Source organism: Hydrocarboniphaga effusa AP103 (genome assembly GCF_000271305.1).
Taxonomy (GTDB): domain Bacteria; phylum Pseudomonadota; class Gammaproteobacteria; order Nevskiales; family Nevskiaceae; genus Hydrocarboniphaga; species Hydrocarboniphaga effusa.
Map to the genome: position 1 here is coordinate 276,015 of NZ_AKGD01000002.1, position 26,627 is coordinate 302,641.

25 protein-coding genes, 1 tRNA gene, 1 other RNA gene and 1 pseudogene are annotated in these 26,627 nt (G+C 61.8%); 15 read left to right on the plus strand and 13 right to left on the minus strand.

The features are described from left to right. The first annotated feature begins 25 nt into the window (after window positions 1-25). Window positions 26-1,146 (plus strand): IS3 family transposase gene (locus tag WQQ_RS12655; protein ID WP_157534484.1). Its coding sequence is split into 2 segments (ribosomal slippage): window positions 26-284 and window positions 284-1,146, totalling 1,122 coding nucleotides; the frame shifts between segments, so codons are not numbered across the junction. A gap of 247 nt (window positions 1,147-1,393) precedes the next feature. Here the strand turns inward: WQQ_RS12655 and WQQ_RS24360 are convergent. The 5 genes from WQQ_RS24360 to WQQ_RS12670 form a co-directional block, all read right to left on the minus strand. Continuing rightward, window positions 1,394-2,614 carry a hypothetical protein gene (locus WQQ_RS24360; protein ID WP_157534679.1) on the minus strand — a complete coding sequence of 407 codons (1,221 nt, stop codon included), beginning with the start codon at window positions 2,612-2,614 and terminating at the stop codon, window positions 1,394-1,396. A 112-nt stretch (window positions 2,615-2,726) separates the two neighbouring features. Continuing rightward, a complete protein-coding gene (locus WQQ_RS12660; RefSeq protein WP_007185590.1) occupies window positions 2,727-4,973 on the minus strand; it encodes a polysaccharide biosynthesis tyrosine autokinase in 2,247 nt (748 codons plus the stop codon). Window positions 4,974-4,996: 23 nt separating this feature from the next. Beyond that, window positions 4,997-6,073, minus strand: a complete 1,077-nt coding sequence (locus tag WQQ_RS23770) for a polysaccharide biosynthesis/export family protein (RefSeq protein WP_083844541.1) — start codon at window positions 6,071-6,073, stop codon at window positions 4,997-4,999. 95 nt (window positions 6,074-6,168) lie between these two features. Next, the gene (locus tag WQQ_RS23060) at window positions 6,169-7,428 is read right to left on the minus strand and encodes a sugar transferase (RefSeq protein ID WP_050997679.1); all 1,260 of its coding nucleotides are present in this window, start codon (window positions 7,426-7,428) and stop codon (window positions 6,169-6,171) included. Between the two features lie 88 nt (window positions 7,429-7,516). Beyond that, window positions 7,517-8,203: a sugar transferase gene (locus tag WQQ_RS12670; RefSeq protein WP_007185593.1), complete on the minus strand. Its 687-nt coding sequence runs from the start codon at window positions 8,201-8,203 to the stop codon at window positions 7,517-7,519. Between the two features lie 538 nt (window positions 8,204-8,741). Here WQQ_RS12670 and WQQ_RS12675 point away from each other — a divergent pair. The 8 genes and pseudogenes from WQQ_RS12675 (at window position 8,742) to WQQ_RS12705 (ending at window position 15,795) form a co-directional block, all read left to right on the plus strand. Further along, window positions 8,742-9,173 carry a low molecular weight protein-tyrosine-phosphatase gene (locus tag WQQ_RS12675; RefSeq protein WP_007185594.1) on the plus strand — a complete coding sequence of 144 codons (432 nt, stop codon included), beginning with the start codon at window positions 8,742-8,744 and terminating at the stop codon, window positions 9,171-9,173. Window positions 9,174-9,392: 219 nt separating this feature from the next. After that, a pseudogene (gene miaB, locus WQQ_RS12680) lies at window positions 9,393-10,715 on the plus strand (tRNA (N6-isopentenyl adenosine(37)-C2)-methylthiotransferase MiaB); the annotation flags it as partial. 282 nt (window positions 10,716-10,997) lie between these two features. Continuing rightward, window positions 10,998-11,999 carry a PhoH family protein gene (locus WQQ_RS12685; protein ID WP_007185596.1) on the plus strand — a complete coding sequence of 334 codons (1,002 nt, stop codon included), beginning with the start codon at window positions 10,998-11,000 and terminating at the stop codon, window positions 11,997-11,999. Window positions 12,000-12,211: 212 nt separating this feature from the next. Then, window positions 12,212-12,622, plus strand: a complete 411-nt coding sequence (locus WQQ_RS23065; protein ID WP_272942417.1) for an endonuclease domain-containing protein — start codon at window positions 12,212-12,214, stop codon at window positions 12,620-12,622. Then, window positions 12,594-12,667: transfer RNA gene (locus WQQ_RS12690), tRNA-Gly, on the plus strand. Before WQQ_RS23065 ends, WQQ_RS12690 begins: the two co-directional genes overlap by 29 nt. Before the next feature lie 188 nt (window positions 12,668-12,855). Beyond that, entirely contained in the window at window positions 12,856-13,332 is a 477-nt protein-coding gene (ybeY, locus tag WQQ_RS12695; protein ID WP_040454101.1) for an rRNA maturation RNase YbeY, read from the plus strand. Window positions 13,333-13,360: 28 nt separating this feature from the next. Continuing rightward, the gene (locus tag WQQ_RS12700) at window positions 13,361-14,221 is read left to right on the plus strand and encodes a CorC family transporter (RefSeq protein WP_050997680.1); all 861 of its coding nucleotides are present in this window, start codon (window positions 13,361-13,363) and stop codon (window positions 14,219-14,221) included. A gap of 317 nt (window positions 14,222-14,538) precedes the next feature. After that, entirely contained in the window at window positions 14,539-15,795 is a 1,257-nt protein-coding gene (locus WQQ_RS12705; protein ID WP_007185599.1) for an Lnb N-terminal periplasmic domain-containing protein, read from the plus strand. Window positions 15,796-16,127: 332 nt separating this feature from the next. Here WQQ_RS12705 and WQQ_RS24365 read toward each other — a convergent pair whose 3' ends face one another. After that, window positions 16,128-16,301: a hypothetical protein gene (locus WQQ_RS24365; RefSeq protein ID WP_007185600.1), complete on the minus strand. Its 174-nt coding sequence runs from the start codon at window positions 16,299-16,301 to the stop codon at window positions 16,128-16,130. Between the two features lie 99 nt (window positions 16,302-16,400). Between WQQ_RS24365 and WQQ_RS12710 the strand changes: the two genes are divergently transcribed. The 4 genes from WQQ_RS12710 (at window position 16,401) to WQQ_RS12725 (ending at window position 19,105) form a co-directional block, all read left to right on the plus strand. Beyond that, window positions 16,401-16,709: a hypothetical protein gene (locus WQQ_RS12710; RefSeq protein WP_007185601.1), complete on the plus strand. Its 309-nt coding sequence runs from the start codon at window positions 16,401-16,403 to the stop codon at window positions 16,707-16,709. Continuing rightward, window positions 16,706-17,608, plus strand: coding sequence for a PhzF family phenazine biosynthesis protein (locus tag WQQ_RS12715; protein WP_007185602.1), 903 nt, complete (start codon window positions 16,706-16,708; stop codon window positions 17,606-17,608). The genes WQQ_RS12710 and WQQ_RS12715 overlap by 4 nt, the downstream gene beginning before the upstream one ends. A 17-nt stretch (window positions 17,609-17,625) precedes the next feature. Then, the gene (locus WQQ_RS12720) at window positions 17,626-18,093 is read left to right on the plus strand and encodes a hypothetical protein (RefSeq protein WP_007185603.1); all 468 of its coding nucleotides are present in this window, start codon (window positions 17,626-17,628) and stop codon (window positions 18,091-18,093) included. Window positions 18,094-18,757: 664 nt separating this feature from the next. Further along, on the plus strand, window positions 18,758-19,105 hold the full coding sequence (locus WQQ_RS12725) for an MGMT family protein (protein ID WP_007185604.1): 348 nt from the start codon (window positions 18,758-18,760) through the stop codon (window positions 19,103-19,105). Window positions 19,106-19,181: 76 nt separating this feature from the next. Here WQQ_RS12725 and metW read toward each other — a convergent pair whose 3' ends face one another. The 4 genes from metW to proC form a co-directional block, all read right to left on the minus strand. Beyond that, a complete protein-coding gene (gene metW / locus WQQ_RS12730) occupies window positions 19,182-19,805 on the minus strand; it encodes a methionine biosynthesis protein MetW (protein WP_007185605.1) in 624 nt (207 codons plus the stop codon). A gap of 189 nt (window positions 19,806-19,994) precedes the next feature. Continuing rightward, window positions 19,995-21,143, minus strand: coding sequence for a homoserine O-succinyltransferase MetX (gene metX, locus WQQ_RS12735; RefSeq protein WP_007185606.1), 1,149 nt, complete (start codon window positions 21,141-21,143; stop codon window positions 19,995-19,997). A 13-nt stretch (window positions 21,144-21,156) separates the two neighbouring features. Further along, window positions 21,157-21,720 (minus strand): YggT family protein, encoded by a 564-nt coding sequence (locus WQQ_RS12740; protein WP_007185607.1) that lies wholly within the window; start codon window positions 21,718-21,720, stop codon window positions 21,157-21,159. Window positions 21,721-21,729: 9 nt separating this feature from the next. Continuing rightward, window positions 21,730-22,575 (minus strand): pyrroline-5-carboxylate reductase, encoded by an 846-nt coding sequence (gene proC / locus WQQ_RS12745; RefSeq protein ID WP_007185608.1) that lies wholly within the window; start codon window positions 22,573-22,575, stop codon window positions 21,730-21,732. Between the two features lie 349 nt (window positions 22,576-22,924). Here proC and ilvA point away from each other — a divergent pair, with 349 nt between their 5' ends. Continuing rightward, window positions 22,925-24,463 (plus strand): threonine ammonia-lyase, biosynthetic, encoded by a 1,539-nt coding sequence (gene ilvA, locus WQQ_RS12750; RefSeq protein ID WP_040454385.1) that lies wholly within the window; start codon window positions 22,925-22,927, stop codon window positions 24,461-24,463. Window positions 24,464-24,497: 34 nt separating this feature from the next. Continuing rightward, window positions 24,498-25,118, plus strand: a complete 621-nt coding sequence (locus WQQ_RS12755) for an outer membrane protein (RefSeq protein WP_007185610.1) — start codon at window positions 24,498-24,500, stop codon at window positions 25,116-25,118. Between the two features lie 186 nt (window positions 25,119-25,304). Here WQQ_RS12755 and WQQ_RS12760 read toward each other — a convergent pair whose 3' ends face one another. The 3 genes from WQQ_RS12760 to ssrS form a co-directional block, all read right to left on the minus strand. After that, window positions 25,305-25,793 carry an EVE domain-containing protein gene (locus WQQ_RS12760; protein ID WP_007185611.1) on the minus strand — a complete coding sequence of 163 codons (489 nt, stop codon included), beginning with the start codon at window positions 25,791-25,793 and terminating at the stop codon, window positions 25,305-25,307. Window positions 25,794-25,804: 11 nt separating this feature from the next. Further along, window positions 25,805-26,371: a 5-formyltetrahydrofolate cyclo-ligase gene (locus WQQ_RS12765; RefSeq protein ID WP_040454387.1), complete on the minus strand. Its 567-nt coding sequence runs from the start codon at window positions 26,369-26,371 to the stop codon at window positions 25,805-25,807. A gap of 19 nt (window positions 26,372-26,390) precedes the next feature. Then, a non-coding RNA gene (gene ssrS, locus WQQ_RS23775) (6S RNA) lies at window positions 26,391-26,573 on the minus strand. Window positions 26,574-26,627: the final 54 nt, after the last annotated feature.

The following is a 26,627-nucleotide window of genomic DNA, read 5'->3' on the forward strand; positions in this document are numbered from 1 at the left end:
ATCCCTGACATCAAGGAGATTGGACGTGAAGAAGCGGTTCAGCGAAGAGCAGATCATCGGATTTCTGAAGGAAGCGGATGCCGGCGTGCCGATCAAGGAGCTGTGCCGGCGGCACGGGTTCTCGGACGCCAGCTACTACCTGTGGCGGAGCAAGTTCGGCGGCATGGACGTGTCGGATGCCAAACGGCTGAAGGCGCTGGAAGTCGAGAACGCGCGACTGAAGAAGATGCTGGCGGAGAGCCTTCTGGAAACGGAGGTGATCCGTGAGGTTCTGCGAAAAAAGTGATGACCGCACCGGCTCGACGCGAGGCGGTGTGGGAGATGAAATCGCTGGGACTGACAGAGCGACGTGCGCTGACGGCGATCGGCATGAGTGCCAGTTCGCTGCGCTACGTGCCAGCGCCGGACCGCAACGTCGATCTTCGGCGGAAGATCGTGGCGCTGGCGCAGAAATATCGGCGTTACGGCGCGGAGATGATCTACCTGAAGCTGCGGCAGGATGGCCTGCAGGTGAACCACAAGCGCGTGGATCGGCTGTACGCACTGGAGAAACTGCATGTGCGCCGGCGTCGCCGAAAGAAGGTACCGCCAGCGAACCGTCAGCCGCTGATCCGTCCCAGCGCGGCGAACGAGATCTGGTCGATCGATTTCATCTTCGACCGGATCGCATCGGGTCGCGCGCTCAAGTGTCTGGTCATCGTCGACGACGCGACGCACGAAGCGGTTGCCGTGATGGCTCAGCACAGCATCGGCGGCCACCAGCTCACGCGGATGCTCGACGAAGTTTGCGCGCGTCGCGGCAAGCCGTCGGTGATCCGCTCGGACAACGGCCGCGAACTGATCGGCAAGGCCATGCTGACCTGGGCACATCGAAACGGCGTCACGCTGCGACAGATCGAACCGGGCAAGCCCAATCAGAACGCCTACGTCGAATCTTTCAACGGACGCCTGCGCGATGAATGCCTCAACGAGCACTGGTTCGTCAGCCTCGCGCACGCGCAGGCGGTGATCAACGCCTGGGTCCGTGAGTACAACGAGGAGCGACCGAAGAAAGCGCTCGGCGGACTGACGCCCGCCAGCTATGCAAAGCAGTTGGCCGCAAAGGCCGTTACATTAACCTCGGATTCCAAAACCGCCTGCTACTGAACGCGGGGGGACGTCGGAAGCTTCTTGTTGTAACTTTAGAGAGGAGAGCAAGTTCGGCGTTATGTTAAGAACCTTGTAATTCACCACCTTTTCGCGGGCACTGGCAGTCTCGTTAACGCGCAGGCCTGGAAGAGAGGAGCATGCCGAACTGGTAAATACGAGTAATCCAGTAATGCACCAAGCAGAAAGTGAGGAAATCAACTGATGTAAGGACGCCTCGGTAGTGCGGGCGGGAGTTTTTCTCATTCTATTCCCGCTCTGAATCATCAATGTATGCGGGATAAAGACGATCGGAGTCCAGCCAATCAACAGAGAGGTTGTAAATCGGCTCGGGTAGGGTTTGCATCGGGGGACGAATCGGATTCAGCCTCGAAGCGCGACTGGTTGCAGTGAGAAAATCCTGCTTCAGGCGCGGAGCACCTACGATACTTAACGGACCTCTATGCAGGCCTAGTCGCGGCGTGAGCGGTAGGCTCAAACTGAGACCAGCTAGTTGGTCTTTATCGTCGACCTGGAAGACAACCCCTACAGAAAAATCTCCAATAAAGCGGTTGGCGCTTGCGTAGACTCCGTAGTCGCCATAGAAGAATTTCCCTCCTCCAACTTCGAAGGCCGTGTTCCAAGATCTGACCCACTGCATCTGACTGGCGACAGCAACTTCTCGACTGGGATAATCCAAGCTGTTGTCTTGTGATGGTTCATACTTCCCAAGCGTTACCTTGGTCCGCCCGGAACCGCGGCCCCAGAAGTAAGCAGCTTCAACGTTGGCAAAGTCATACTGAATCTTATTGACATACGTACGGCCTCCTGTAGCGACGCCAATTGCTCCCCGGAAAGGGTGGCTCGCCAGCTGAAGGGCATATTCACGTATCCCATCCTTCACGCCATAGAAATCGTATTCATTTCCATCGCGAAATGATCGACTTTCATCTATTAAAATATTGGACGTTATATACGCACCTAGCCCAAAAGGGCCCTGAGCTCTGACGCTATACTGAAAAGCAGCTGAATGCTCAAAATCTTTTGAGGTGGTATCTGTAGTAAAGCGATCCTCAACTCCTAGACGCAACTCTATTCCAAAAGGATACTCAGCAGTCTGCCAGAATGGAACCGGATCGAGCTGTGAAATCCAGCGCGTCGAGGAGTATCTCAGGGTATTACAGTCCAATTCGGAGAGTACTAAAGGAATACCATAGCGGCTTTGGATATAAGTGATCTTTGCCGCTTCTGCATGAGCAATACCGCAGGCGGCCGCACCAGAGTCCTTCTGGTTCCGAAAAAAAGCTGCATTCTCGCCAGCTACTACTTTTCGGTGGTCTACCTCCGCCAGCTTCACATTTCTGAGACCGCGTTCAGAAAATTCACTGTGATCGGGTTGCCGATCAATAGATGTGTCAGCCTCTGCCCTGCCGACAGCAAAGGCCATCGTAGTCAATGCAAGCGATACCGCGACGGCCTTTTTGTTCATGGAAGTAAATTGCAGCAGTCAATTTTGCGCTTTATTAATGGGCATATGCCTGGCCACTTTGGCCGCGATCTTAGTTAATGTCGCGGTAAATCGAAGGCGTCAATCAGAGCAGTTAGCGAATATCTGTGCTGTATTTGGTGTTGTATGCCCCGCCATAGGCACTGAAATAACCATAATACCCGCCACCACTTTGCCCAACTTGATTGAACACTGTTCCTTTTATCTGCACGCCAGCCTGACGCAAGCGGCGGACAGTTTCTTCAACACTCCGCATCGGGTGGGCACCTTCTTTTAGTACAAGTAGCACGCACCCAGCCAATCGCCCTATTACGCTCGCATCTGTTACAGGGAGAACAGGCGGGGTATCGATGATCACAAAGTCGGCTGCCTGAGATAATGTGTTCATCATTTGAATGAAGCGTTCGTGTAACAGCAGCTCAGATGGATTGGGAGGTGATGTCCCGTTGGTGACCAAATGCAAATTTGCGATAGAAGTGCTACGTACAATGCTTTTTAAATCGGCATTGCCTGCGATATAGTCACTAATACCCGGTGTAGCGCCCTCAGCGAAGTATTTGTGCAGTCTTCCACGGCGCAAGTCGCTATCGACTACGATTACCTTCTTGCCGCTCTTTGCCAAAATTGCGGCAAGATTCATCGAGACGAATGACTTTCCCAGGCCCGCTGTTGGGCCAGTAAACATTATAATGTTATTAGGGGCTTCCAACAGCGCGAATTGAAGCGAAGTTCGGAGGCTGCGCAGGGCCTCAATAGCAATGTTATCGGGCTCAGTTTCTGCCAAGATTTGCTGTTGAGTTTGCTTGCGTAGAAGTGCTTGAGCCAATCGCTTTTGGCTGGCTGTGTAAGGAATGGCGGCGTAAGTAGACAAACCAAGCAGCCTTTCGACCTCATCGGGATTATCAACGCCGCGCAGAAGAGCTTTTCTTAGAAAGATATATACGATTCCAATAACTCCTCCAAAACCCAAGCACAAGGCGCCTACAAGAACTCCTTGGGGTTTGGATTTCTTGCTAGGAATCATGGGATAGTCGACGATCCGTACGTTTCCAACGGTGCCTGCTTTAGCAACCTGTAGTTCCTGCACCGAGTTAAGGAGAGTCGTGTATATCTGCGTATTCACCTCCAAATCACGCATTAGGCTAAGGACTTCTTGCTGGGTTTCAGGAAGTGTCTCGGTACGCTTTTTTATTGAGCCTTGCTCTGCGTCGAGTGCTTTAATCTGAGCGTCCAGGGCCTGGACCACCGGATGTTGTGGCGTGAATCGCTGAATAGCTTGCTGCCGCTGCCCCATGATCTCTAAACGCTTGGTTTCAAGGTTTACAGACTGCTCCAGAACGAGCTCCGTTTCCTTCGTGACGTCAACCGAGCCTTGACGAAGTTGATAGCTATTCAACTTTGCCTGTGCGGCATCCACTCTTCCTCTAATTTCAGGTAATTGCTGCTGCAAAAATTCCAGAGATTGTGCAGCTTCTGCCGAACGTCGCTCAACGTTTTGACGAACATAGGCGTCCTGAATCTGCCGGATGATGTCGGCGACAATAGTTGCAGATTCCCCTTCGACTTTTACGCTGATGATGCCTGACTGTTTCCCTTGCTCAACAACCGTAAGTCTTTCTCCAAGGCTGGTAAGCACATCTGCCCGAGCCCATCTGACGACCGAATATTGAGTCCCAGGAAATCCCTTCAAGTCTCTTACAAAGATTTCCACATGCCCTATTGGAGTCTCAGCTTTTGCGGAGGCCCCGACTCGCCCATTCAGAATGTTTTTGCCGTCGGGAGCTTTCAAACTATAGCTGTCGTCACCTGCGGCAACCACGGTGAATGTTTCTCCCACCCATGCCGGGGGGACTTCAAAAGTGCCAACCTCAAGGGTTTCGCCACTCCAAGCATATCCATTCTGTCCAAGCAATGGTTGTGCAAGCGTCTGATTTTCCCCGCGTTTGCGCGAGATAAACGCACCAATAATCGGAAAATAATGGGGTTGAACTTCGACTAACAAATTGAGATTGTCGATAACTTTGTTCAAGACCATTCTGCTTTTGAGGATCTGGATTTCTGCTTCGGTTTCCATAGGGGCGCCGAACAGAGTGGCCATGTCACCCAACGCGCTAGTCATACTCTTGCCATCTTGCTCCACTTGAACCAAGCCGTTGGCCTCATAGATTGGCCTGGCTGAAATCATATAGACGACGCCAAGAAAGCAAGTTGCTACGGTGCACAGGAAAATGACCCACCGTCCTGCCCAAAGGATAGAAAGCAGTTGACCTAAGTCGAGCTCGTGCTCCTCATCTGGCCGGCCAATAAGATGGGCTGGCGCCTGCGAGGTCTCTTGCTTCATATAATGTGAATCCTTGAAAATTATTATTGAGTCAGGCGGTCGATCTGGAAAACGGCGGAGATCGTGGGCAGCAGCTGATTGATCACACTATTATATTGAGCAAACGCCGTGGCTTTTACATATACAACGTCACGAGGCTGCAAATTAAACTCTCCTGCTAGCAGCATTCCACTAGGCGTAGACATATCCAATGCATAGATAAGCGCGGGCTTTTGAGGATTCGGTTGACGCCGAAAAATAAGCACACCGGAATCGTTTGCGGTCAATCGATCTAGCCCACCTGATTTCGTAAGGGCCTCCGTCAGGCTCATGCGTTGCTGGCCCATTACAACCGGGGCCTGCTTAGCTAACTCGCCAAGTACAAAAACCTGATCATTTCCCGTATCTGGAACATGCACGATATCGCCAGCATTCAGTTGTGGGTTAATGGCTGGGCTATTGCCAGACAGTAAGCTGGCGAGGTCTATTTCGTAGCTTGTGTCGCCGCGAATCAATATGGCTATGCGCCTGCTGGCAGTTGTATTCAGCCCCCCGCGTTCATTGAGGGCTTCAATAACTCCTTTAGGTGTATCGTCTAAGGTTACAACACCAGGATTTTTAACTTCCCCAGTAACTTGAATTCGACCAGAGCGGAATGATGCCACGCGAACATCGACCTGAGGTTTATTCACCACAACTGATAATCTGTCGGAAATATACTCACGGACTTGGCGAACGGTCATGCCGCCAGCCTTGAAGACGCCAACATAAGGGAAATGAAGAGTTCCATCCGCCGCTACCAGCTGACCTGCAGAAATAGGATCTCGGGTTGTGGCGCCGAAGGGATTGGTTAACTCTAAATGATCCCAAACTACAATTTGTAGGATGTCTCCGGAGCCCACAATATACTCGTTGAGATTATGAAGATCTAAAGGAACTAATCCTTCGGTTGAGGGATGTGATGAGGGTTGCTCTGCAATGAGAGTTGGAGTGATTTCAAGAACTTCGTAAGGCGGGGAGTTCGAAAAGCCACTTTCGTTGACATTGATACGCAGTCCAGGCACACAGCCCGTGACCCAAAGTAAGGTGGCTAGTAGACAACTGGACGTGAATCCACGCATTACATAATCCCTTAGGGTAGTTTTTTATATACGATAATAAGGCAACCCGCTTAACGGGTTGCCTTTAAAGGCGCAGAGTATTCTAGGAGGCGCGGCTAATAGGCACCGCGTTGCCGAAAGGGAACAGCGACAGTTTCGAAAAGATACTTGATGTCCTTCCAAAAGGACCATTCTGTAGCATATTTAACTGCGTGCTCGAACTGCTCGTCATACGGGTGATCGCTACGAAAATAAAGCTGCCACGGTCCAGTAAGACCTGGGCGCAGGCGTTTATATAGACGAAAGTAACTTCCCCAGCGGTCGCGCTCGTCGACGGCAATCGGGCGGGGGCCTACAAGGCTCATCTCGCCAACAAGCACGTTGAAAAGTTGTGGCAGCTCGTCCAGCGAGGTTTTACGCAGAACTTTGCCGATTTTGGTCACGCGTGGATCGTTGCGAAGCTTGAAGAACTGCGCGTATTCGGCTGCGGCAACCGGGTCTTTCTGCAGTACTTCCTCCAGCAGTTCCTCCGCATTGACCACCATGGTGCGGAACTTCCAGCACGGGAAGATGCGGCCGTGCTGCCCCACGCGGCGCTGCGCATAGAACACTGGTCCCTTCTCCTGCTTGATGGCGAAGTACAGGAACAGGAATACGGGGCTCAGCATCAGCAGGATGCAGAGGGCGCCCATGAAGTCCAGGCTGCGCTTGAGCCACTCGTTCGGCACCTTGGCGGTGTCGGCCTCGTCGCCGATCAGGTCCAGGTCTTCGCCGATCTCGGATTTGTTGAGGCAGCCGTAGCGGTCGCAGAACAGGTACAGGTGCTGGTCGCGATCGTCGACCAGCGTTGCAAGGTCCACCGGCACGCCCAGTGCGTTGAGGGCGGAGGTGCGGACCACTTGGGCTTCCATCGCCAATACCAGGGCCAGGTCGTGGCGCAGGTGCTTTTGATGCGCGGTGAGCTTGGCCCGGGTGTTGGTGGGCCTGAGCAATGCGCTTTCGATGGCGGAGCGCAGCCCTGCGAAGGTGCGCGTGTTCTCCATGCGTGCGTCGTGCATGGTGATGCTGCGTTCCATGAGCTCCTTGGGGTTCATCTCGCCGCGCTGGCCGGCGAGTTCGGCCGAGGCTACGGAGCACACGGCGGCAAAGCGCCCTTGTACTTCGCTGGCATCCACGCTCGGGGCATGAAGCAAGGCGTCGTAGATGAGCGCCAGGTCAAAGAGTAGGGAATCGTTTTGCGACGCGGGCACGAACAAGCCGGCCCGATAGGTTTGTTTGACGTTGGCTTCGTGGATACGCAGCCGCACGTAGTGCAGCAGTTTGTCCGACGCAGAGTGGACGGCGAGAACCTGAGTTCTAGGGAGGTTTGGTGACATGGAATTGTTTACAGGATCAGTCCTGGAGCCGTGTCCCCCGACACCGGATCCAGACTCCCCTGTCCCCCGCTGGTGATGGTTGGCTGTCTTAACCGCCGTGAATCATAAGCAAGGTGCGGGCAACGATGCGAGCATCCAGCGACAGGCTAGCCCTTTCGATATAGCTGCGATCGAGGGCCAGGCGGCGGCGCAGATCGGTCTCTTCGTGCAGCCACCAGAGGCCGGTCAGGCCGGGGCGAACCGACAGGCTGAAGCGGGCGGCGCGGCCGGCACCGATGAGCTCTTCCTGCGAAAGCGGGCGCGGGCCGACCAGGTTCATGTCGCCGCGCAGCACGTTGATGAGCAGCGGAAGGTGATCGAGCTTGGTGCGCAGCAGAAAGCGGCCGAACTTGTCCATGGCCGGCTGCAGGCGGCCGGTGGAGGCGTCGTAATGGCGCAGCGAATCCGGCAGCATCGTCCGAAAGTAATAGCTGACGAACAGGTGGCCATGCAGGCCCAGGCGCTTGCGGCGGATGAAAACCGGGCGGCCCTGGCGGGCGAGCACCACCGCGATCACGAGGAAGGCCGGCAGGGAAACCAGTGCGGCCAGCAGGCCGATGGCCAGGCCAATGGGGCGCTTGAGGCTCCAGTACTTGCCGCGAAGCTCGGCAAAGTCTCGATTGGCGACCTCTTGAGCCGTGTCGGTCAATGAAATGGCTCCCACGACCGGGCCGCGCGAAGCTGCCGAGGTCTTTGCCGTTTCAAGCGTGTAAATCGATTCGTCGCCGCCAGCCATATGCTTTACTCAAAATTCCATCGGGTCGAAAACAGCAGTTCGGGAAGGCCCGGCACCGATACGTAAGATCAATAACCGTGCCACATGACCTGAACATCAACTTTCCCTAACGTCATCCATGACGACCGCAATGTACTTTCACTGATCAGTGCCCGCATGAACGTAGTTCGCAGTATTGCACGCACTTTGTTACACGCTGGTAACTGATGTTCTTCTATGCAAAGGCTTTTGTTCTGCCGCCATTGTAGCTTGCGAGTCTGTGGCGTGGATATCCAGCTCGCCATACCCCGATTGGGGGGTACAGGGTTTTGTCTAGAAGTTTGGCGTCGCCACGGGTGAACCAAAGTGCGGCAGTCCCTTGGAAAAAGCGCTGAGTTGTTTGTTGTGTTGCCATCAGTCCGGACCAAATTGCGTGAACGTTTCCTGAATGCGCAATTCGCCACCGAATGGGCCAATGCACGGCCAATACGGAAGCGCGTTGATTTCCTAGGTAGAATCGGGGTCTTTCCACCGCTGTACCGCTCATTCGGTCGTACTCGTGATTTCCAACATTCTGGTCGTTTGCACCGGCAACATCTGTCGCAGTCCCATTGGTGAATACCTGCTCAAGGCGCGCCTGCCCAACAGCAAAGTGCTGTCCGCCGGCACCGGCGCCATGATCGGCTGGCCGGCGGACCCGCTGTCGGTGGAGGTGATGCTGGAGAAGGGCATCGACATCAACGCCCACCGCGCCCAGCAGCTCACGCGTCCGTTGCTGGCGGGGGTGGACTTGGTGCTGACGCTGGATCGCGGCCATAGCGACTGGATCAATTCCCGCTATCCGGAGTTTCGCGGCAAGGTCCACAAGGTCCTGCGCTGGCGCGAGAACGCGGATGTGCCGGATCCGCATCGGCTGCCGAGGGCGGCGTTCGATGAGGCTTATGAGTTGATCGAGGGTGGGGTTGAGGATTGGGTGAAGCGGTTGGGGTAGGGGTGGTTGGCTGGCGAGTTTTTCTGGCGGGCCCTCTCTCCCCTCGCTGGCGCGAGGGACTCTCTCCCGCAGGCGGGAGAGAGGAAGGCGGGAGAGAGGAGGGAGTGACCCCGCTCTCGCGCCACCCTCTCCCGCCCGCGGGAGAGGGGATAAGCCAAGCGCGGCCTTGGGGGGACAGTCCAAGCCTTATACTGCCTTCCCTTTGCGCTGTCCCCTCCGATGAACCCCAAGCTTTACCTCGTCACCTACGGGTGTCAGATGAACGAGTACGACTCGACCAAGATGGCCGACGTGCTCGCCAAGTCTCATGGCTACGAACGCACGTCCGTGCCTGAAGAGGCCGATGTGCTGCTGCTCAATACCTGTTCGGTTCGCGAGAAGGCGCAGGAGAAGGTGTTCTCCGAGCTCGGCCGCTGGCGTGAGTGGAAGCAGGCCAGGCCGGGGCGGGTGATCGGGGTCGGTGGTTGCGTGGCGAGCCAGGAGGGCGAGCAGATCGCCTCTCGCGCTCCGCACGTGGACTTGGTGTTCGGCCCGCAGACGCTGCATCGCCTGCCGGAGCTGCTCGAGCAGAACAAGCGCACGGCGCGGCCGGCGGTGGACATCAGCTTCCCGGAGATCGAGAAGTTCGATCGCCTGCCGGAGCCGCGCGCCGAAGGGCCCACGGCATTCGTCTCGATCATGGAAGGCTGCTCCAAGTACTGCACCTTCTGCATCGTGCCGTACACGCGCGGGGCCGAGGTGAGCCGGCCGCTCGACGACGTGCTGGTGGAAATCGCGCAGCTCGCCGAGCAGGGTGTGCGCGAGATCACATTGCTGGGTCAGAACGTCAATGCCTATCGCGGCCGCATGGGCGATACGGCGGATATCTGCGACCTGGCGCTGCTGATCTCGTACGTGGCGCGCATTCCGGGCATCGAGCGCATTCGCTTCACCACTTCGCATCCGGCCGAATTCACCGACGCGCTGATTGATGCCTTCGCCGAAGAGCCCAAGCTCGCGAGCTATCTGCATTTGCCGGTTCAATCCGGCAGCAACCGCATCCTCGCCATGATGAAGCGCGGTTATACGCGCGAGCAGTTCCTGGCCAAGATCGATCGCGTCAAGCGCGCGCGGCCGGGGCTTTCGCTGTCGACCGATTTCATCGTCGGCTTTCCGTCCGAGAGCGAAGAGGACTTTGCGCAGACGATGGATCTGATCGATCGCTGCGAATTCGATGCGGCCTTCTCGTTCGTCTACAGCCCGCGTCCCGGCACGCCGGCGGCGAATCTGCGCGACACCGTCGGCGCGCAGGTGAAGAGCGACCGGCTGCAGCTGCTGCAGGCGCGCATTCGCGAGTTCGACGATGCGTACAAGCAAAGCCTCGTCGGCACCGTGCAGACGGTGCTGGTCGAGCGGCCTTCGCGTCGCGGCGGTGGGCAGATGACGGGCAAGACGTCTTCGAACCGCAGCGTGAACTTCGATGCGCCGCTGAGCGCGGTCGGGCAGTTCGTGGAGGTGCTGGTGACGGAGATGACGACGAATTCGTTGCGGGGGCGGGTGGTTTCGGGGGATGGGGTATTTGTTTCGGGTGGTGTTCCCTCACCCGGCGCTGACGCGCCACCCTCTCCCGCACGCGGGAGAGGGGATGCAAGCGGCCTTTCTTCGTCTATCGTCGGAGTCGGAGTCGGAGTCGGAGTCGGAGTCGGAAGCGGAAGCGGAGGCGGGCAGCCGGGTGCGGACGGCGTGCGCCTTTATTCCCCTCTCCCGCTTGCGGGAGAGGGTGCCCCGCAGGGGCGGGTGAGGGAGCCCGGCCAGCAAAACGAACCGCAAGGCGAGGCCCACTGAATGTCCGACCAAGACCACCTCGACCTCACCCTCGAGCCCGACGACGGCGGGCGAATCGCCAACCTCACCGGCCCGTTCGACGCGCACCTGCGCCAGATCGAAGTGCGCCTCGGCATCGAGATCCGCAATCGTGGCAACCGCTTTCGCCTGGTGGGCAAACGCGCCGACACCGAGCGCGCCGAAGCGGTGCTGCTGAACCTGTTCAAGCAGACCGACAACAGCCTCATCACCACCGAAACCGTGCATCTGGCGATGCTCGAAGAAGGCGCGATCGGCGCCGATCGCAATCGCGACGACTCGCCCCTGGATCGCGACGAGATCGTGGTGCGGACCAAGCGCGGCGTGGTACGCGGGCGTGGGCCGCATCAGAAGCAGTATCTGCAGGCCATCGCCAACCACGACCTCTCGTTCGGCATCGGCCCGGCCGGCACCGGCAAGACTTACTTGGCCGTGGCCAGCGCCGTGAACGCGCTCGAGAAGGATCGCGTGCGGCGCATCATTCTCACGCGTCCGGCTGTGGAGGCCGGCGAGAAGTTGGGCTTTCTGCCGGGTGACATGACGCAGAAGGTCGACCCGTACCTGCGTCCGCTGTACGACGCGCTGTACGAAATGCTCGGCTTCGAGCGCGTGGCCAAGCTGGTCGAGCGCAGCGTGATCGAAGTGGCTCCGCTGGCCTTCATGCGCGGCCGCACGCTCAACGAGAGCTTCATCATCCTCGACGAAGCGCAGAACACCACGACCGAACAGATGAAGATGTTCCTGACGCGCATCGGCTTCGGCTCCTGCGCGGTGGTGACGGGCGATGTGACGCAGATCGACCTGCCGCGCGCGGACAAGAGCGGCCTCAAGCACGCGATGCGGGTGCTCGATGGTGTGCCCAAGATCAGCTTCACGTACTTCAGGAAGGAGGACGTGGTGCGGCATCCGCTGGTGCAGGCGATCGTGCAGGCGTACGAGGAGCATGAGAAGCGGGAGGCGCCTGCGGAGGGGCAGGGTGGCTGAGTGGAGGGCCGGCTCTTGAATCGGCAAGGGCTCCGTTAGTGAAGCGCCGGCTGCTTTTATCCCCTCTCCCGCGTGCGGGAGAGGGTGCCCCGCAGGGGCGGGTGAGGGAGCTCAGTTCCGAAGAAGGCGCGCGGGTAGCGGACGGTGTTCCCTCACCCGGCGCTGACGCGCCACCCTCTCCCGCACGCGGGAGAGGGCACGGCGAGCACTCGTTGCGATCTAACGCTGCCGTCGATGGAGACACGCTGCGTGAGCGGGCTCGTGGCATGCGCTCGGAGCCTACCGATGCCGAGTCCAAACTCTGGTATCGGTTGAGAGACCGCCGTTTTTTCGGGCTCAAGTTCAAACGACAGAAGCCTCTCGCTGGCTACATCGTCGATTTCATTTGTTACGAGTCTCGGCTCGTCATCGAGCTCGATGGTAGCCAGCACGCCGACATGCAGCGCGACTACGACGCCAAGCGTGATCGAGCGCTATTCGAGCAGGGCTACCGCGTTTTGCGCTTCTGGAACGATTCGGTGCTACGTGATATCGACGCTGTACTCGAAGCCATCCGCCAGGCCTGCTTGTCCCCTCTCCCACTTGTGGGAGAGGGCGGGAGTAGTTCAATGGTAGAACCCTAGCCTTCCAAGCTAATGACGCGGGTTCGATTCCCGTCTCCCGCTCCACATCCGCCAGGCCTGCTTGTCCCCTCTCCCACTTGTGGGAGAGGGTGGTCCGAAGGACCGGGAGAGGGGAGGCTCGTAAAGAGTGCTGACCTTGCCGGGCTTACCCTCTCTCCCCGCTGCGCGGGCCTCTCTCCCGCAAGCGGGAGAGAGGAACGTCAACAGCAGGAGCAAATAGTGAACTCGCTCCGATGACTCACTTGATCCACATCCAACGCCAACTCCCCCCCCAAGGCCTGCCCTCGGCGCAATCCCTGCGCGCCTGGGCCATCGCCACCCTGCCCGAAGACCACGGCGAGCTCACCATCCGCCTCGTCGACGAGGCCGAAAGCCAGGCTCTCAACCGCAGCTACCGCGGCAAGGACAAGCCCACCAACGTGCTGTCCTTCGGCTACGACATGGATGGCGACGACATGCCGGGCCTGCCCGGGCAGGCCATTCTCGGCGACCTCGTCATTTGCGCCGCGGTGGTTCGGCGTGAAGCCAGTGAGCAGGGCAAGACCGAGCGCGCGCATTGGGCGCACATGGTCGTTCACGGGTGTTTGCATTTATTAGGGTACGATCACGAGAGCAATACCGAGGCCGAGGAGATGGAGCACCGGGAGAAAATCATCCTGGCGCGACTCGGGTTCCCAGATCCCTATGAGGTCGAACACGATGGGCCATAGGCGGCCTGTCGTCTAAAGACCGGACGACATGAGCGAAGAAGGCGAAAGTAGTAACGAGACAAGCATCAGCCGGTGGTGGCGCAAAGTGGCGCATCGGCTGGGGGGTGGACCCAGGACCCGCAAGGAGCTTCTGGACGTGCTCCAGGAGGCGCGCGATTCGCAGCTGATGGATGCGGACGCGCTGGCGATGTTCCTGGGCGTGCTCGAAACCGACGAGCTGCAGGTGCGCGACATCATGGTGCCGCGCTCGCAGATGGTGGTGGTGGAGCGCGACTGGTCGCTCGAGCAATTGCTGCCGGTGGTGGTCGAATCCGGCCACTCGCGGTTTCCGGTGATCGGCGACAGCCGCGACGAGATTCTGGGCATTCTGCTGGCCAAGGATCTGCTGCGTTTTTCGTCGAGCCTTCCTGGCAGCGGCGAAAACGCCCGGTTTGATCTCGACCGCGTGCTGCGTCCGGCTTCGTTCGTTCCCGAATCCAAGCGCGTCAACGTGCTGCTGAAGGATTTCAAGCGCGGTCGCAGCCATATGGCGATCGTCGTCGACGAGTACGGCGGCGTCGCCGGGCTGGTGACGATCGAAGACGTGCTCGAGCAGATCGTCGGCGAGATCGACGACGAATACGACGACGACGACGCAGCCCGCATCCTCAAGCAGGACGACCGCCGCTTCGTGGTTCACGGGCTCACGTCGATCGAAGAGTTCAACAAGTACTTCGGCAGCCACTTCCCGACCGAGGACTACGACACCATCGGCGGCCTGGTGGTCCACCGCTTCGGCCACATGCCCAAGCGCGGCGAGAGCGTGCGGATCGAGGGCTTCGGCTTCAACGTGCAGCGCGCGGACAACCGGCGGGTGCTGCAGCTGCAGGTTACGGTGGCGGGGGAGTAGCTGTAGTGCGCTCGATCTTGGCGGTGATCGTGCAGCGGCTTGCCTTTTCTCCTCTCCCGCGTGCGGAGGGTGCCCCGAAGGGGCGGGTGAGGGAACACTGTTGCGATCGGGCCATGTTTTCTGGGAGCAGCGCTCCCTCACCCGGCGCTGACGCGCCACCCTCTCCCGCACGCGGGAGAGGGCAAAGCAAGAGCCTGCTTTCGCTGTTGTTGTTCTTCTCTCCCACGCGCGAGAGAGGGCAAAGCAAGGGGCTGCTGTCGCTGCTGATGTTGTCCCTCTCTCCCGCGTGCGGGAGAGAGTCCCCGCGTAGCGGGGGAGTGAGGGCGCATCGTCTGGTCAAGGCGAGTCTGTCGGGGCTTTTACTGACGGTTCTTTGTCTGCCCGTCCAAGCCCAGCAGCCTGTCGCGCAGCCCCCCACCGTCAGCGTCCTCACCTTCGCCCCCGGCGAAATCTACTGGCAGCGCTTCGGTCACAACGCCCTGCTGCTGCGCGACGAGGCCAGCGGCCGCGCCACCGTCTACAACTACGGCATCTTCGACTTCCAGCAGAAGAACTTCTTCCTCAACTTCGCACGCGGGCAGATGCTGTATCAGCTCGACGCCGAGCCGCTGCGCCGCACGCTGCAGCTCTACCGGGCCGAGGATCGCTGGATCTACGAGCAGCGGCTGGCGCTCGACGAAGCGCAGCGGCGCGAGATCGCCGAGTTCCTGCAATGGAACGCGCAGCCCGAGAACGCGCAGTACCGCTACGACTACTTCCTTTCCAATTGCTCGACGCGCGTGCGCGACGCGATCGATCGCGTGCTCGGCGGCAGCCTCAAGGCGCAGCTGCACGGCGGCCAGCTGAGCCCGGCCACGTTCCGCTCCGAAGTCACGCGGCTGATGTCACCCGACCTGCCGCTGGCCATCGGCATGGACCTGGGCCTGGGACCGAAGGTCGACGAGCCGCTCGATCGCTGGAGCCACGCCTTCGTGCCGATGTCGCTGATGCAGTCGCTGCGCGAGGCCAAGGTGGCCGATCCCGAAACCGGGCTATCGAAGCCGCTCGTCGAGCAGGAAGGCTGGCTCTACGAATCCGACCGCATCAAGGAACCCGAACAGGCGCCGAACCTGCTGTGGCCGTTCCTGGCGCTCGGGGTGATCTCGGCCTTGGCGGTGCTGCTGCTCGCGCGAGCGCGTGCGAAGCCGGTCGCCCGGATCACGCTGGCCCTGGCCGGGCTGATGTTCTACGCGACCGCGAGCGTGTTCGGCCTGGTGATGCTGGCCGGCTGGCTGCTGACCGATCACTGGGGCATGTGGAGCAACCAGAACCTGCTGCTGCTCAACCCGCTGGCGCTGCTCGCGATCCCGGTCTGGGCGCAGGCTTTCCGCGCGGACTGGCGGCCCGGGCCCAAGGCCCAGCGCGTGGTGCGCATCATCGCCCTGCTCGCGGCGACGGCCTCGCTGATCAAGCTGCTGCCGACCGCGCCGATGCAGAACAACGCGGCCTGGATCGCACTGCTGCTGCCGGTGCATGCGGCCTTGTTCTGGGTGGTGTTGCAGCTGGGGCGGGGGCTGAAGGCGGTCGCGAAGTAGCTTGTGATGGTCCTCTCTCCCGCTGGCGGGAGAGAGTCCCTCGCGTCAGCGAGGGGAGAGAGGGTTCGGCCGGTAGAGGGCGCGCACTTTCCCTGGCCTCCCCTCTCCCGGTCCTTCGGACCGTCGTTGGCTTAACTCGGACTGACATCGAGTCAGTCCTCGCCCTGAGCCAACGGCCTCACCGCAAGCGGGAGAGGGGAACTGCAAGGGGCGCTGCGCTTTTGCTGCACTGCTGTTGTTGTCCTCTCTCCCGCGAGGGGGAGAGTCCCGCCTAGCGGGGAGAGAGGGGTTTCTAGGCTTTGGCCGTCAGCGAGGCGAGCCGCTGCTTCCAATCAATGCACCTTCCGCGACTTCCCGGCCCGCCGTTCCGCGTCCTTCGCCACCTTGCCGCCGCCCATTTGCGGGCGCAGCTTCTGCTTGCCCGGCTGGTTCTCGGCCTTCTTGGCGGCGAGCGCTTCGCGGAGCAACTCGGCGGTGGTTTTCTTTTCCTTCGGTTCGTCGGTCATGACTGCGGTGCTTCGCTGCTAAAGCGCGAATTGTAGCCGCACGGGCGGCTGCTACCATGCCGGCCCCGATTCCGATTCCCGCCACGAGGCGCCGCTCCGATGATCCTTCGCACGCTCTTGTTGTGCAGCACGCTGGCCGCCGCGGCGCTCGCGGTCGCCTGCCAGAATTCGCCGAATGCGGCCGAGCCGCAGCAGGACATCGTGGTTCCGGGCAAGGTCGAGGACGTGCCCGCGTTCGATCGCTTCATCAGCGGCAAGCCGACGCCCGAGCAATTCCGCAAGCGCTATCCGGACGTGAAGCTCGTGCTGCCCGGCGAGATCGCGACGCGTGAATTCCGCATGGACCGCAGCCGCTATTTCGCCGAACTCGACGCCGACGGACGCATCAGCGGCGGGAAATTCATGTGAGCAACAGCAGCGCCTTGCAGTACCACGTGCTCGATGTCTTCACCGATACGCCGCTGACCGGGAACCCGCTGGCCGTGGTGTTCGGCGGCGAGTCGCTGTCCGATGCGCGCATGCAGGCGATCGCGGCCGAATTCAATCTGTCCGAGACCGTGTTCGTGCTGCCGGCGACGCGGCCCGGCGCGCTCGTGCGGGCGCGCATCTTCACGCCGACGCTCGAGCTGCCGTTCGCCGGCCATCCCACGGTCGGCACGGCTTGCCTGCTCGCCGACCTCGGTCTGGCCGGCGAGGGCGAGGCGCTCGATATCGTGCTCGACGAGAAAGTCGGGCCGGTGCCGGTGCGCATTCGCAAATCGGCCGATGCGCTGACCTATGCCGAACTGACGACCGCGGTGCTGCCGAGCTTCGGCGAGGCGCCGCCGGCCGAAGTGCTCGCCGATTGGCTCGGCCTGTCGGTCGCCGACCTCGAAACCGATGCCGATGCTCCGCGCGGGGCGTCCTGCGGCGTTCCGTACAACCTCGTGCCGCTGCGCTCGATCGAGGCGCTCGGCCGTGCCCGCTTGCAGGCGCACAAGCTGGCGGGTGCCCGACCTGTCTGGTCGAGCTCCTTTTATTTGTATGCCGCAACGCATCAATACGGTGTTCTAAGATCGCGCATGTTTGCACCGGACTTGGGCGTCGGTGAAGACCCGGCAACGGGTTCGGCTGCGGTCGCGCTTTGCGGTCATCTGGCCGATCGCTCGCCGACCGAGGGCGTACTGCGCTGGACGCTGCTGCAGGGCGTCGAAATGGGCCGTCCGAGCCGGCTGCAGATCCAGGCCGAGAAGCGCGATGGCCGTATCATCGCGGTCAAAGTCGGCGGCCAAGCCGTGCGCATCGCGTCCGGCACCTTGAACCTTTGATCCTCATGCGGAGTTCCATGCGTTTCGCACTTCCCTCGGCCGCCCTTGCGCTGGCCCTGCTGCTCAGCGCCTGCGCCCCGCAGCTCTACAAGCGCAGCACCGTCACGCTCGACAGCCGCGAGGACGATGCGCTGACGACGCACTACGGCGAGCTCGACGGTTGCCTGCTCAAGCACCAATTGCCGGTGGAATACACGCTGCGCCGCCCGCGCTACACGCTGGTGCTGCGCCCGATTCCGGCCATGCAGGACGCCAGGCCGCGCATCGAAATCCGCCTGCAGGCCGACGCCTCGGTGAGACTCACGGTGACGAGCGTCGAACAGTCGCCCGAGCCGCTCTACGCCGAAAGCGGCGCGCGGTATGTGGTCGATACGGGCGATCTGCGCGACAGGACGCTCGCCTTGTCGCTGACCCGCTCGGGCGAAGTGCTCGGAACCGAGCGGTTCGGGGTCGATGAGAGCAGCTGCCGCGTCCTGTCGCCGTAGGTTGATGGTTTCCTCTCCCGCGAGCGGGAGAGAGGAAAAACAAGTTCGGCTCTTGATGGCGAAAAAGTTGCAGGCAAAAAGAAGGCGGTGGAAGCCTTGTCATTCCACCGCCCAAGTTCTGCCGCAGGGTAACGGCAGGGGAGTTTCACTGGAGGCGGTGCCGAAGCAGCGCCGTCCTTGTTGAGACAGAGTGTGGCTCCATCCGTTCGTTCGTGGGATGGAGAAGCTGAACCATTGGTCGCCCGCCGGTGACCACTGGTCCTGCCGGAAATCTGAGAGGCCGTTCATCTGTCAGGTGCGGCCGCTCATCCTCGATTCCGGTGGGGATGCCTTTCGCTGCAAACAAAAAAGCCTCTTCCCTCTGGAAGAGGCTTTTTTGAGGCCTAAATAAAAATGAGGCGGCCGAGTGGGGGGCTCGACCGCCTCGCTGCAACGCAGTTGGGGAGAGTGGGGGAGACTGCGCCGCAGGGACCGGGTGTTCGTGATTGAAAAGATCGCGCCGCCCTGTCTCATTGCTGCACCGCGATCCGTTGAACACAGTCTCTGTTTGGAGGGCTGAATCCAACCTGAAGTGGTTAGGAGCAAATTTTGTCGTGTTTTTCCTCATCGGAATCGGATAATTGGCCTACGAAATGAAGCCATTCCGAACGAGCAAAAGGCTGACATGACGACCGATTCAAGGCTGACGCCGGCGGTTATCGCCATTCGCGCCGCACTTCGTAAAGTTCCTGCAGGGCGGGTCGTGACTTACGGACAACTCGCGGCGATCGCGGGCTTTCCGGGCCGGGCGCGGCTGGCCGGCAAAAGCCTTTGGCAGGAGCAGGGCGAGGACTACATGCCCTGGTATCGGGTGCTCGCATCGCCGGGCCGTATCGCGTTCGCCCAAGGCACCCAGGCGTTCAGGGAGCAGCGCAAGCGGCTGCTGTCCGAGGGAGTCGAAGTGCGGGCCGGCAAGGTGAATCTGGAGGTCTACGGCTGGCGCCCGCATTCGGCCGCGCCGGTGCTCGACTGAGTGAGTCGCCGCGCAAATCTTCAACACGGACGGCGCTGGTCTTGGGCAGGGCGGGCCTCGCCCCACCCTGCATCGCTCAGGTGTTCCTGCTCGGCGGTTTGCCCTGCTGCAGCAGGTAGATCGCGATCTCGCTAAACAGGTTCGGCAGCAGACGGATGCTGGTGCCTTCGAGATGCTGGCTGTTGAGCAGGCGACGCCGCTCGATGCGCCAGCCGCGTTCGGCGCACAGGGCTTCGAAGTCGGCGACCGTGCAGAGATGGATGTTCGGCGTGTCGTACCAGGTGGCCGGCAGCGAGCGCGTCATCGGCATGCGGCCGAGCGCCAGCGCCATGCGCACGCGCCAGTGCCCGAAGTTGGGGAACGTGACGATGGCCGTGCGGCCGACACGCAGGATGTCGTCGATGACGTCGTCCGGGCGCTGCAGGGCCTGCAAGGTCTGCGTGAGCAGCACGTAGTCGAACGAGTTGTCCTCGAAATCGCGCAGGCCTTCGTCGATGTCGCCCTGGATCACGTTGACCCCGGCCTCGATACATTTGGCGACCTTGCCGACATCGATCTCGATGCCGTAGCCGTGCGTCTGCCGCTGCTCGGCCAGGTGCGCGAGCAGCTTGCCGTCGCCGCAGCCGAGATCGAGCACGCGCGAGCCGGGCTTGATCCATTCGGAGAGGATCGCGAGATCGCGGCGGAGGGCGGCGGTCATGCAGTTACGCTTCCTGCTGGTCCCCTCTCCCACTTGTGGGAGAGGGTGGTCCGAAGGACCGGGAGAGGGATGGTTGGAAAGTGCGCTCACTCTGCCGAGCGAGCCCTCTCTCCCCTCGCATTCGCGAGGGACTCTCTCCCGCAAGCGGGAGAGAGGACAGGCTGTTCGTGGCGATGAAGCTTCGGTTCATCACGCCCCCACCTCGTCCGCCACGCGCGACAGATAGCCGCGCAGCACGCGGTGATAGTCCGGCAGCGGCATCAGGAAATCGTCGTGGCCGAGCGCCGATTCGATCAGCGCATAGCTCACGTCACGCCCCGCATCGACGAGCGCCTTGACGATCTCGCGCGAGCGCGCCGGCGAGAAGCGCCAGTCGCTCGAGAACGCCACCACCAGGAAGCGCGCCTGCGCCTGGCGGAAGGCATCGACGAGCGAATCGTCGTAGTCGCGCGCCGGGTCGAAGTAGTCGAGCGCCTTGGTCATGATCAGGTAGGTGTTGGCGTCGAAGCGATCGACGAAGCTCTCGCCCTGATAGCGCAGGTAGCTTTCCACCTCGAACTCGACGTCGAAGTTGAACGACGGCTGCGGCGCCTTGAGGTCGTTGCCGAACTTGGCGCGCATCGCCGCATCGGACAGGTAGGTGATGTGCCCGAGCATGCGCGCCAGGCGCAGGCCGCGCGCGGGCACCGCGTTGTGATCGTAGTAGCGGCCGCCGTGGAAATCCGGGTCCGACAGGATCGCCTGCCGCGCGATTTCGTTGAACGCGATGTTCTGTGCCGAAATCTGCGGGGCCGAGGCGATGACGACGGCGTGGCGCACGCGTCGCGGCAGATCGACCGCCCACTGCATCACCTGCATGCCGCCGAGCGAGCCGCCGACGATCGCCGCCCATTGGGTGATGCCGAGCTTGTCGGCGAGCAGGGCTTGCGAGCGCACCCAGTCGCGAACGGTCAGCAGCGGAAAATCCGGCCCCCACTGGCGACCGGTTTCGGGGGCGATGCTGTTGGGGCCGGTGGAGCCGCGGCAGCCGCCGAGGTTGTTGAGGCTGACGACGAAAAAGCGATCGGTGTCGATCGGCTTGCCCGGGCCGATGCAGTTGTCCCACCAGCCGGGCTTGCGGTCGTCGGCCGAATGCACGCCGGCGGCGTGATGGTCGCCCGAGAGCGCGTGGCAGATCAGCACCGCGTTGCTGCGCGCGGCGTTGAGCGTGCCGTAGGTTTCGACCATGAGGTCGTGCCACATGAACAGCCGCCCGCAATCGAGAATCAGCGGCGAATCGATGCGGATCTTGCGCGGCTCGACGATCCCGACCGAGCCTTCGGTCACTTCGCTGGTCACCGGCGTGATGCGCTCAGCCGAGGCCGAAGTAGCCGGGCAGCGGCAACAGCATGCCCAGCACCTGCAGCAACAGGATCGCCACGAGCGGCGACAGATCGAGCCCCGACACCGGCGGAATCAGCCGGCGCAGCGGGCGCAGCAGCGGTTCGTTGATGCTGTAGAGGATGTTCGCGGCGGGATTCGAGAAGCCCGGGCCGAACCACGACAGGATCGCGTAGATGGCGATGGTGGCCGTGTACAGCGACAGGCCCAGGCCGACGACCTTGAGCGCCGCGAACCACAGCGTGCGGCCGATGCCGATGTCGAGATTCCACAGCGCCGCGATAACCTGGATGTAGAGCGCCGCGAGCACCAGCAGCAGGATCGCGGCCGCGATGTCGAGCTTGCGATGCTTGGGCACGATGTTCTTGAACGGCGCGAGCACCGGCTGCGTGACTTTCCAGACCAGCTGCGAGATCGGGTTGTAGAAGTCTGCGCGTACCCACTGCAGGATGATGCGCAACAGCACCGCGCCCATGTACAGATTGAACAGGGTGCTGATCAGGAAGATGAAGGCATTGGTCGCCTGGGCGCCCATCGCGTGTCCTTAGTTGATTGAGGGCCGCGAGGCGGCGGCGAACTCGTCGCCGAGCTCGCGGCTGCGGTCGGCCGCGGCGCGCAGCGCCTCGGTGAAGATGGGGCGCAGGCCGGCTTTTTCCAGCGATTGCAGCGCCGCGAACGTGGTGCCGCCCTTGGACGTGACCTGCGCGCGCAGCTCGGCGACGTCGGTACTGCCCGCGTCGACCATCTTCGCGGCGCCGACCAGCGTGCGCGCCGCGAGCTGGGCCGAGACTTCGGGCGACAGGCCCAGCGCGACGCCGGCCTCGCGGATCGCTTCGGTCAGCAGGAAGAAGTAGGCAGGGCCGGAGCCCGAGACGGCGGTCACCGCGTCGAGATCGCTTTCCTTCTCGACCCAGCAGGTCTGGCCGGCCGCGGCGAGGATGCGGTCGGCCAGCGCCCGCGTCGCCTCGGGCGTTCCGGCCGGCGCGTAAAGCCCGGTGATGCCGGCGCCGTAGAGCGAAGGCGTATTGGGCATGCTGCGCACCACGTGCACGCCGGCCGGCAGGGCCGAGCGCAGGGTGTCGATGCGCACGCCGGCCGCGATCGACAGCGCCAGCGCGCCCGCATCGGGCGCAAGGCCGGCCAGCGCCGCGATCATCTGCTGCGGCTTCACCGCGAGCACCAGCGCGCTGGCTCCGGCCGCGATCTCGGCGCCACTCGCGGCGACGACGATGCCGAAACGCTCGCGCAGGGCTTGCGCCTTGCCCGCATCGGGCTCGGCCACGCGCAGCTGATCGGGCGTAAAGCCGCTGGCGAGCAGGCCGCCGACGAGGCTGGTGGCCATGTTGCCGCCGCCGATGAAGGCGACGATGGGCGAGGCGGGGAGGCTCATTCCGGGGCGGCTGCGAGGGGAGGCGTAAGAGCCGGGTATCATAAGGGAAACGTCTTTCGGTCAACGGTTATCGAGGTTGATTGTGGCGTTTCTTCTGCCATTTGCAGAGGGAACTTGCTTGTCCCCTCTCCCACTTGTGGGAAAGGGTGGTCCGAAGGACCGGGAGAGGGGATGGTTGGAGAGTGCACGCACTTTCGGGCTGCCCCTCTCTCCCCCGCTACGCGGGGACTCTCTCCCGCAAGCGGGAGAGAGGAACGGCAGGAACAGTCGTCGCCGTCTCTTCAATCAGGTCACCGAAGTGAACAAAACCCCCCAGCGGACCGCCGCCGCGTCCGCCGAAGCCCAGCGCCTGCTGGCCCAGTACGCCAAGCGCATCGAACAGGCCGCAGGCCGCGTCTACGACGTCGCCGACGTGACCGCGCTCGAACACGCGCCCAAGCTCTCCGCGCGGCTCGGCTGCAAGCTGCTGCTCAAGCGCGAGGACACCCAGCCGGTGTACTCGTTCAAGCTGCGCGGGGCCTACAACAAGATGGCCTCGCTGTCCGACGAGGCGCGCGCGCACGGCGTGGTGACGGCGTCGGCCGGCAATCACGCGCAGGGCGTGGCGCTGTCGGCGGCCAAGCTCGGCATTCCGTCGTCCATCGTCATGCCGCGCACGACGCCGGCGATCAAGGTCGATGCGGTGCGCTCGCTCGGCGGCAAGGCGATCCTGCATGGCGATGCCTACGACGACGCGCTCGCGCATGCGCTCGAACTCGTCGATCGCGGCATGACGCTGGTCCACCCGTACGACGATCCCGAAGTGATCGCCGGCCAGGGCACCATCGCGCGCGAGATTCTCGAGCAACTGCCGCAGCTTGGCGTGGAGAAGCTGGATGCCGTGTTCGTCTGCGTCGGCGGTGGCGGCCTGCTGGCCGGCATCGCGGCCTGGATCAAGCACAAGAGCCCGCACACGAAGGTCATCTGCGTCGAGCCGGACGACTCGAACTGCATGGGCGCGGGCTTGAAAGCCGGGCGCCGCATCAAGCTCGCGCAGGCCGGCCTGTTCGCGGACGGCGTGTCGGTGCGCCAGGCCGGCGAAGAGCCGTTCAAGCTCGCGCGGCATTTCGTCGACGACTGCGTCGAAGTCAGCATCGATGAGATCTGCGCCGCGATCCGCGACCTGTTCAACGAGAAGCGCGCGGTGCCCGAGCCCGCGGGCGCGCTCGGCATCGCCGGCGTGAAGCGCTACGCGCAGACGCACGATCTGTCGGGCAAAACGGTGTGCGCGATCGTCTCGGGCGCGAACATCAATTTCGATCGCCTGCGTTACGTGGCCGAGCGCGCCGAGCTCGGTGACGACGCCGAGACGCTGCTCGCGGTGACGATTCCCGAGAAGCCCGGCAGCTTCAAGAAATTCCTCTCGCATCTGCGCCGCCGGCCGATCACCGAATTCAACTATCGCTACTCGTCGTCCGGCGCGGCGCACGTGTTCGTCGGCATCAAGATCACCGAGGGCGCGGCAGAGCGCGAGAAACTGATCCAGATCCTGCGCGAGCAGGATCTGCCGGTCGCCGACATGACCGGCAACGAGATGGCTAAATTGCACGTGCGCTTCATGGTCGGCGGCCGTGCGCCGGGGCTTGCCGACGAGCATCTGTTCCGTTTCGTGTTCCCCGAGCGTCCCGGCGCGCTCGAGGATTTTCTCCATGCGATCGGCGGCCGCTGGAATATTTCCTTGTTCCATTACCGCAACCACGGCGCCGCGTTCGGCCGCGTGCTGTGTGGACTGCAGATTCCGCGCGGGCAATTGGGCGACGTGCGCCGCTCCCTTGACCAGCTCGGCTACGAATACTGGGAAGAGACCGACAACCCGGCCTACGCGTTATTCTTGGGCACGCGAGCCTGACACTGCGGTCGGGCCGCGATCAGGGAGATTCTAAATGCGTGCTCGTATCGCTCAGGGGGCCTTGCTCGGCCTGTTGTCCGTCGCACCGTTTCAGATGGCCCAGGCCGAATCGCCGGCTGGTTTCGTCGATGCTTATTACCTGCCGTGGACCCAGCTCAAGGTCGATGCCGGCGATGACGTCGACGGCGATGTCGATGGTGACGGCTGGGGCGTGAAGGGCCTGCTCAAGCTCACCGACCAGATCGCATTCAATGGCGAATATCAGCGCTCCGACTACGACGGCCCCTCGAAGCTCGACAGCTATCGCCTCGGTGCCGGTTATTACTGGCGCTATTTCGGCGCGACCGCCGAATACATCAACTTGGACATCGACTCGGGCGACGTGGAAGGCACGGCCGATGGCGTCGGCTTGTTCCTGCGCACGAGCTGGCTCGCCACGTCGGGTCTCGCGTTCACGGGCGGTATCGGCTATGTGCGGCTCGACGATGGCGGCGAAACGCTCGACGGCCTCGAATACAACCTGGGCCTCGATTTCCGCATCACCCGCAACCTCGGCGTGTTCGCGGACTATCGCTCGACCAATCTCACCGAGAACGGAGTCGACTTCGAACTCAACGACGCGCGCGTGGGCCTGCGCTTCGTGTTCGGGGTTTGAGCGCAACGAACGCAGTGCGTGGCTAGTCGTGCTGTCCCTCTCCCGCTTGCGGGAGAGGGTGGTCCAAAGGACCGGGAGAGGGGAAGGTTGGAAAGAGCGCTACTTTTTTGGGCTAACCCTCTCTCCCCTCGCATTCGCGAGGGACTCTCTCCCGCACGCGGGAGAGAGGAACATCAACATCACAGCTCAGAGCTTCACCCCCGCCAGCCTGGTGATCAGCTTCCAGTGCTCGGCTTTCACTGGCGTCACCGATAGCCGCGTGCCTTTTTCGAGTACGCGCAGCCCTTCGAGCTTGGCCTCGTTCTCGCGCAGGGTGCTCAGCAGCACCGGCTGCTCGAACTTCTGCAGGAACTGCACGTCGACGAGCAGCCAGCGCGGGTCTTCCGGCGTGGATTTGCCATCGTAGTAATCGGACTTCGGATCGAACTGCGTCGGGTCCGGATACGCGTTGCTGACGATCTTCATCGCGCCGTAGATTCCGGGCTCCGGACAGCTCGAGTGATAGAAGAAGGCGAGATCGCCCGCTTTCATCTGGTCGCGGAACATGTTGCGCACCTGGTAATTGCGCACGCCGTTCCACGGCTCGGTCTGCTTCGGACGCTTTTCGAGATCGTCGATGGAAAAGGCGTCGGGCTCGGATTTCATGAGCCAGTAAGACGGTTTTTGAGTCGCCATGTCGTCGTGTTCTAACCGTGAAAGCGCCGCAGCCCGCGTTCGGTGCAGACGGCGTGAAGTTTGATGTCCCAGGGATCGTCGGCGATCGGCTCGCACTCCTGCAACGCATAGGCGTAGCCGATGCGCCAGGGCCTGCGACGCGTGCTCAGCGCCGCGAGCGTGCGATCGTAATAGCCGCCGCCGGTCCCGAGCCTGCGGCCTTGCGCATCGAAGCCGGTGAGCGGCATCACGATCGCGTCGATGTGTGCCGGCATCACCCGAGTGCGGCCGCAGGGCTCGTCGATGCCGAAGCGATTCGCTCGCAGCGCTTGTCCAACTTTCCATTCGACGAAATGCATGCGCTGTCCGCGCAAGCTCGGCAGCAACAGGCGACAACGCGAACGCCGCAGCTTTTGCAGCAGCGGCGCGGTCGAGAGTTCGGAGCCGTAGGCGAGATACAGCGCGATGCTGCGAATGTCGCTGCGATCGATAACGCGCATCAGGTGATCGGCGCATCGCTGCGCGGCGCGTCGCCGCTCGCGTCGCGAGATCGTCGCTCTGCGCTTGCGCAGCGTTTTACGCAGCTGCGCCTTGTGCAGGGCTTGGGAAGAAGAAGTGGTGACTCCCGCCTGTGCCGTCATTCGCTCGGTACCTTGAGACGAGGTCTCAAGTGGGTGCCGCAATCTGACTTTCGGGCTTCCCGCCGACAACGCGGGCTTGCACGCCCAACCAGCTTTGGCTCCCGGGGGGTTGCAAATAGGCTCAAGGGTTTAGAGCGTTCGTCGAACACCGCAGGAGACACCGTCGCCATCATAACACCGACGACGCGTGCGCTTTGAGCAAATCACTCGACGC

Bases quoted from the DNA above. Each gene is read 5' to 3' on its own strand.
- WQQ_RS24360 (WP_157534679.1), bottom strand. From the start codon at position 2,614: ATGAACAAAAAGGCCGTCGCGGTATCGCTTGCATTGACTACGATGGCC.
- WQQ_RS12660 (WP_007185590.1), bottom strand. From the start codon at position 4,973: ATGAAGCAAGAGACCTCGCAGGCGCCAGCCCATCTTATTGGCCGGCCA.
- WQQ_RS23770 (WP_083844541.1), bottom strand. From the start codon at position 6,073: ATGCGTGGATTCACGTCCAGTTGTCTACTAGCCACCTTACTTTGGGTC.
- WQQ_RS23060 (WP_050997679.1), bottom strand. From the start codon at position 7,428: ATGTCACCAAACCTCCCTAGAACTCAGGTTCTCGCCGTCCACTCTGCG.
- WQQ_RS12670 (WP_007185593.1), bottom strand. From the start codon at position 8,203: ATGGCTGGCGGCGACGAATCGATTTACACGCTTGAAACGGCAAAGACC.
- WQQ_RS12685 (WP_007185596.1), top strand. From the start codon at position 10,998: ATGTCCGACCAAGACCACCTCGACCTCACCCTCGAGCCCGACGACGGC.
- ybeY (WP_040454101.1), top strand. From the start codon at position 12,856: ATGACTCACTTGATCCACATCCAACGCCAACTCCCCCCCCAAGGCCTG.
- WQQ_RS12700 (WP_050997680.1), top strand. From the start codon at position 13,361: ATGAGCGAAGAAGGCGAAAGTAGTAACGAGACAAGCATCAGCCGGTGG.
- WQQ_RS24365 (WP_007185600.1), bottom strand. From the start codon at position 16,301: ATGACCGACGAACCGAAGGAAAAGAAAACCACCGCCGAGTTGCTCCGC.
- WQQ_RS12710 (WP_007185601.1), top strand. From the start codon at position 16,401: ATGATCCTTCGCACGCTCTTGTTGTGCAGCACGCTGGCCGCCGCGGCG.
- WQQ_RS12720 (WP_007185603.1), top strand. From the start codon at position 17,626: ATGCGTTTCGCACTTCCCTCGGCCGCCCTTGCGCTGGCCCTGCTGCTC.
- WQQ_RS12725 (WP_007185604.1), top strand. From the start codon at position 18,758: ATGACGACCGATTCAAGGCTGACGCCGGCGGTTATCGCCATTCGCGCC.
- metW (WP_007185605.1), bottom strand. From the start codon at position 19,805: ATGACCGCCGCCCTCCGCCGCGATCTCGCGATCCTCTCCGAATGGATC.
- WQQ_RS12740 (WP_007185607.1), bottom strand. From the start codon at position 21,720: ATGGGCGCCCAGGCGACCAATGCCTTCATCTTCCTGATCAGCACCCTG.
- proC (WP_007185608.1), bottom strand. From the start codon at position 22,575: ATGAGCCTCCCCGCCTCGCCCATCGTCGCCTTCATCGGCGGCGGCAAC.
- WQQ_RS12755 (WP_007185610.1), top strand. From the start codon at position 24,498: ATGCGTGCTCGTATCGCTCAGGGGGCCTTGCTCGGCCTGTTGTCCGTC.
- WQQ_RS12760 (WP_007185611.1), bottom strand. From the start codon at position 25,793: ATGGCGACTCAAAAACCGTCTTACTGGCTCATGAAATCCGAGCCCGAC.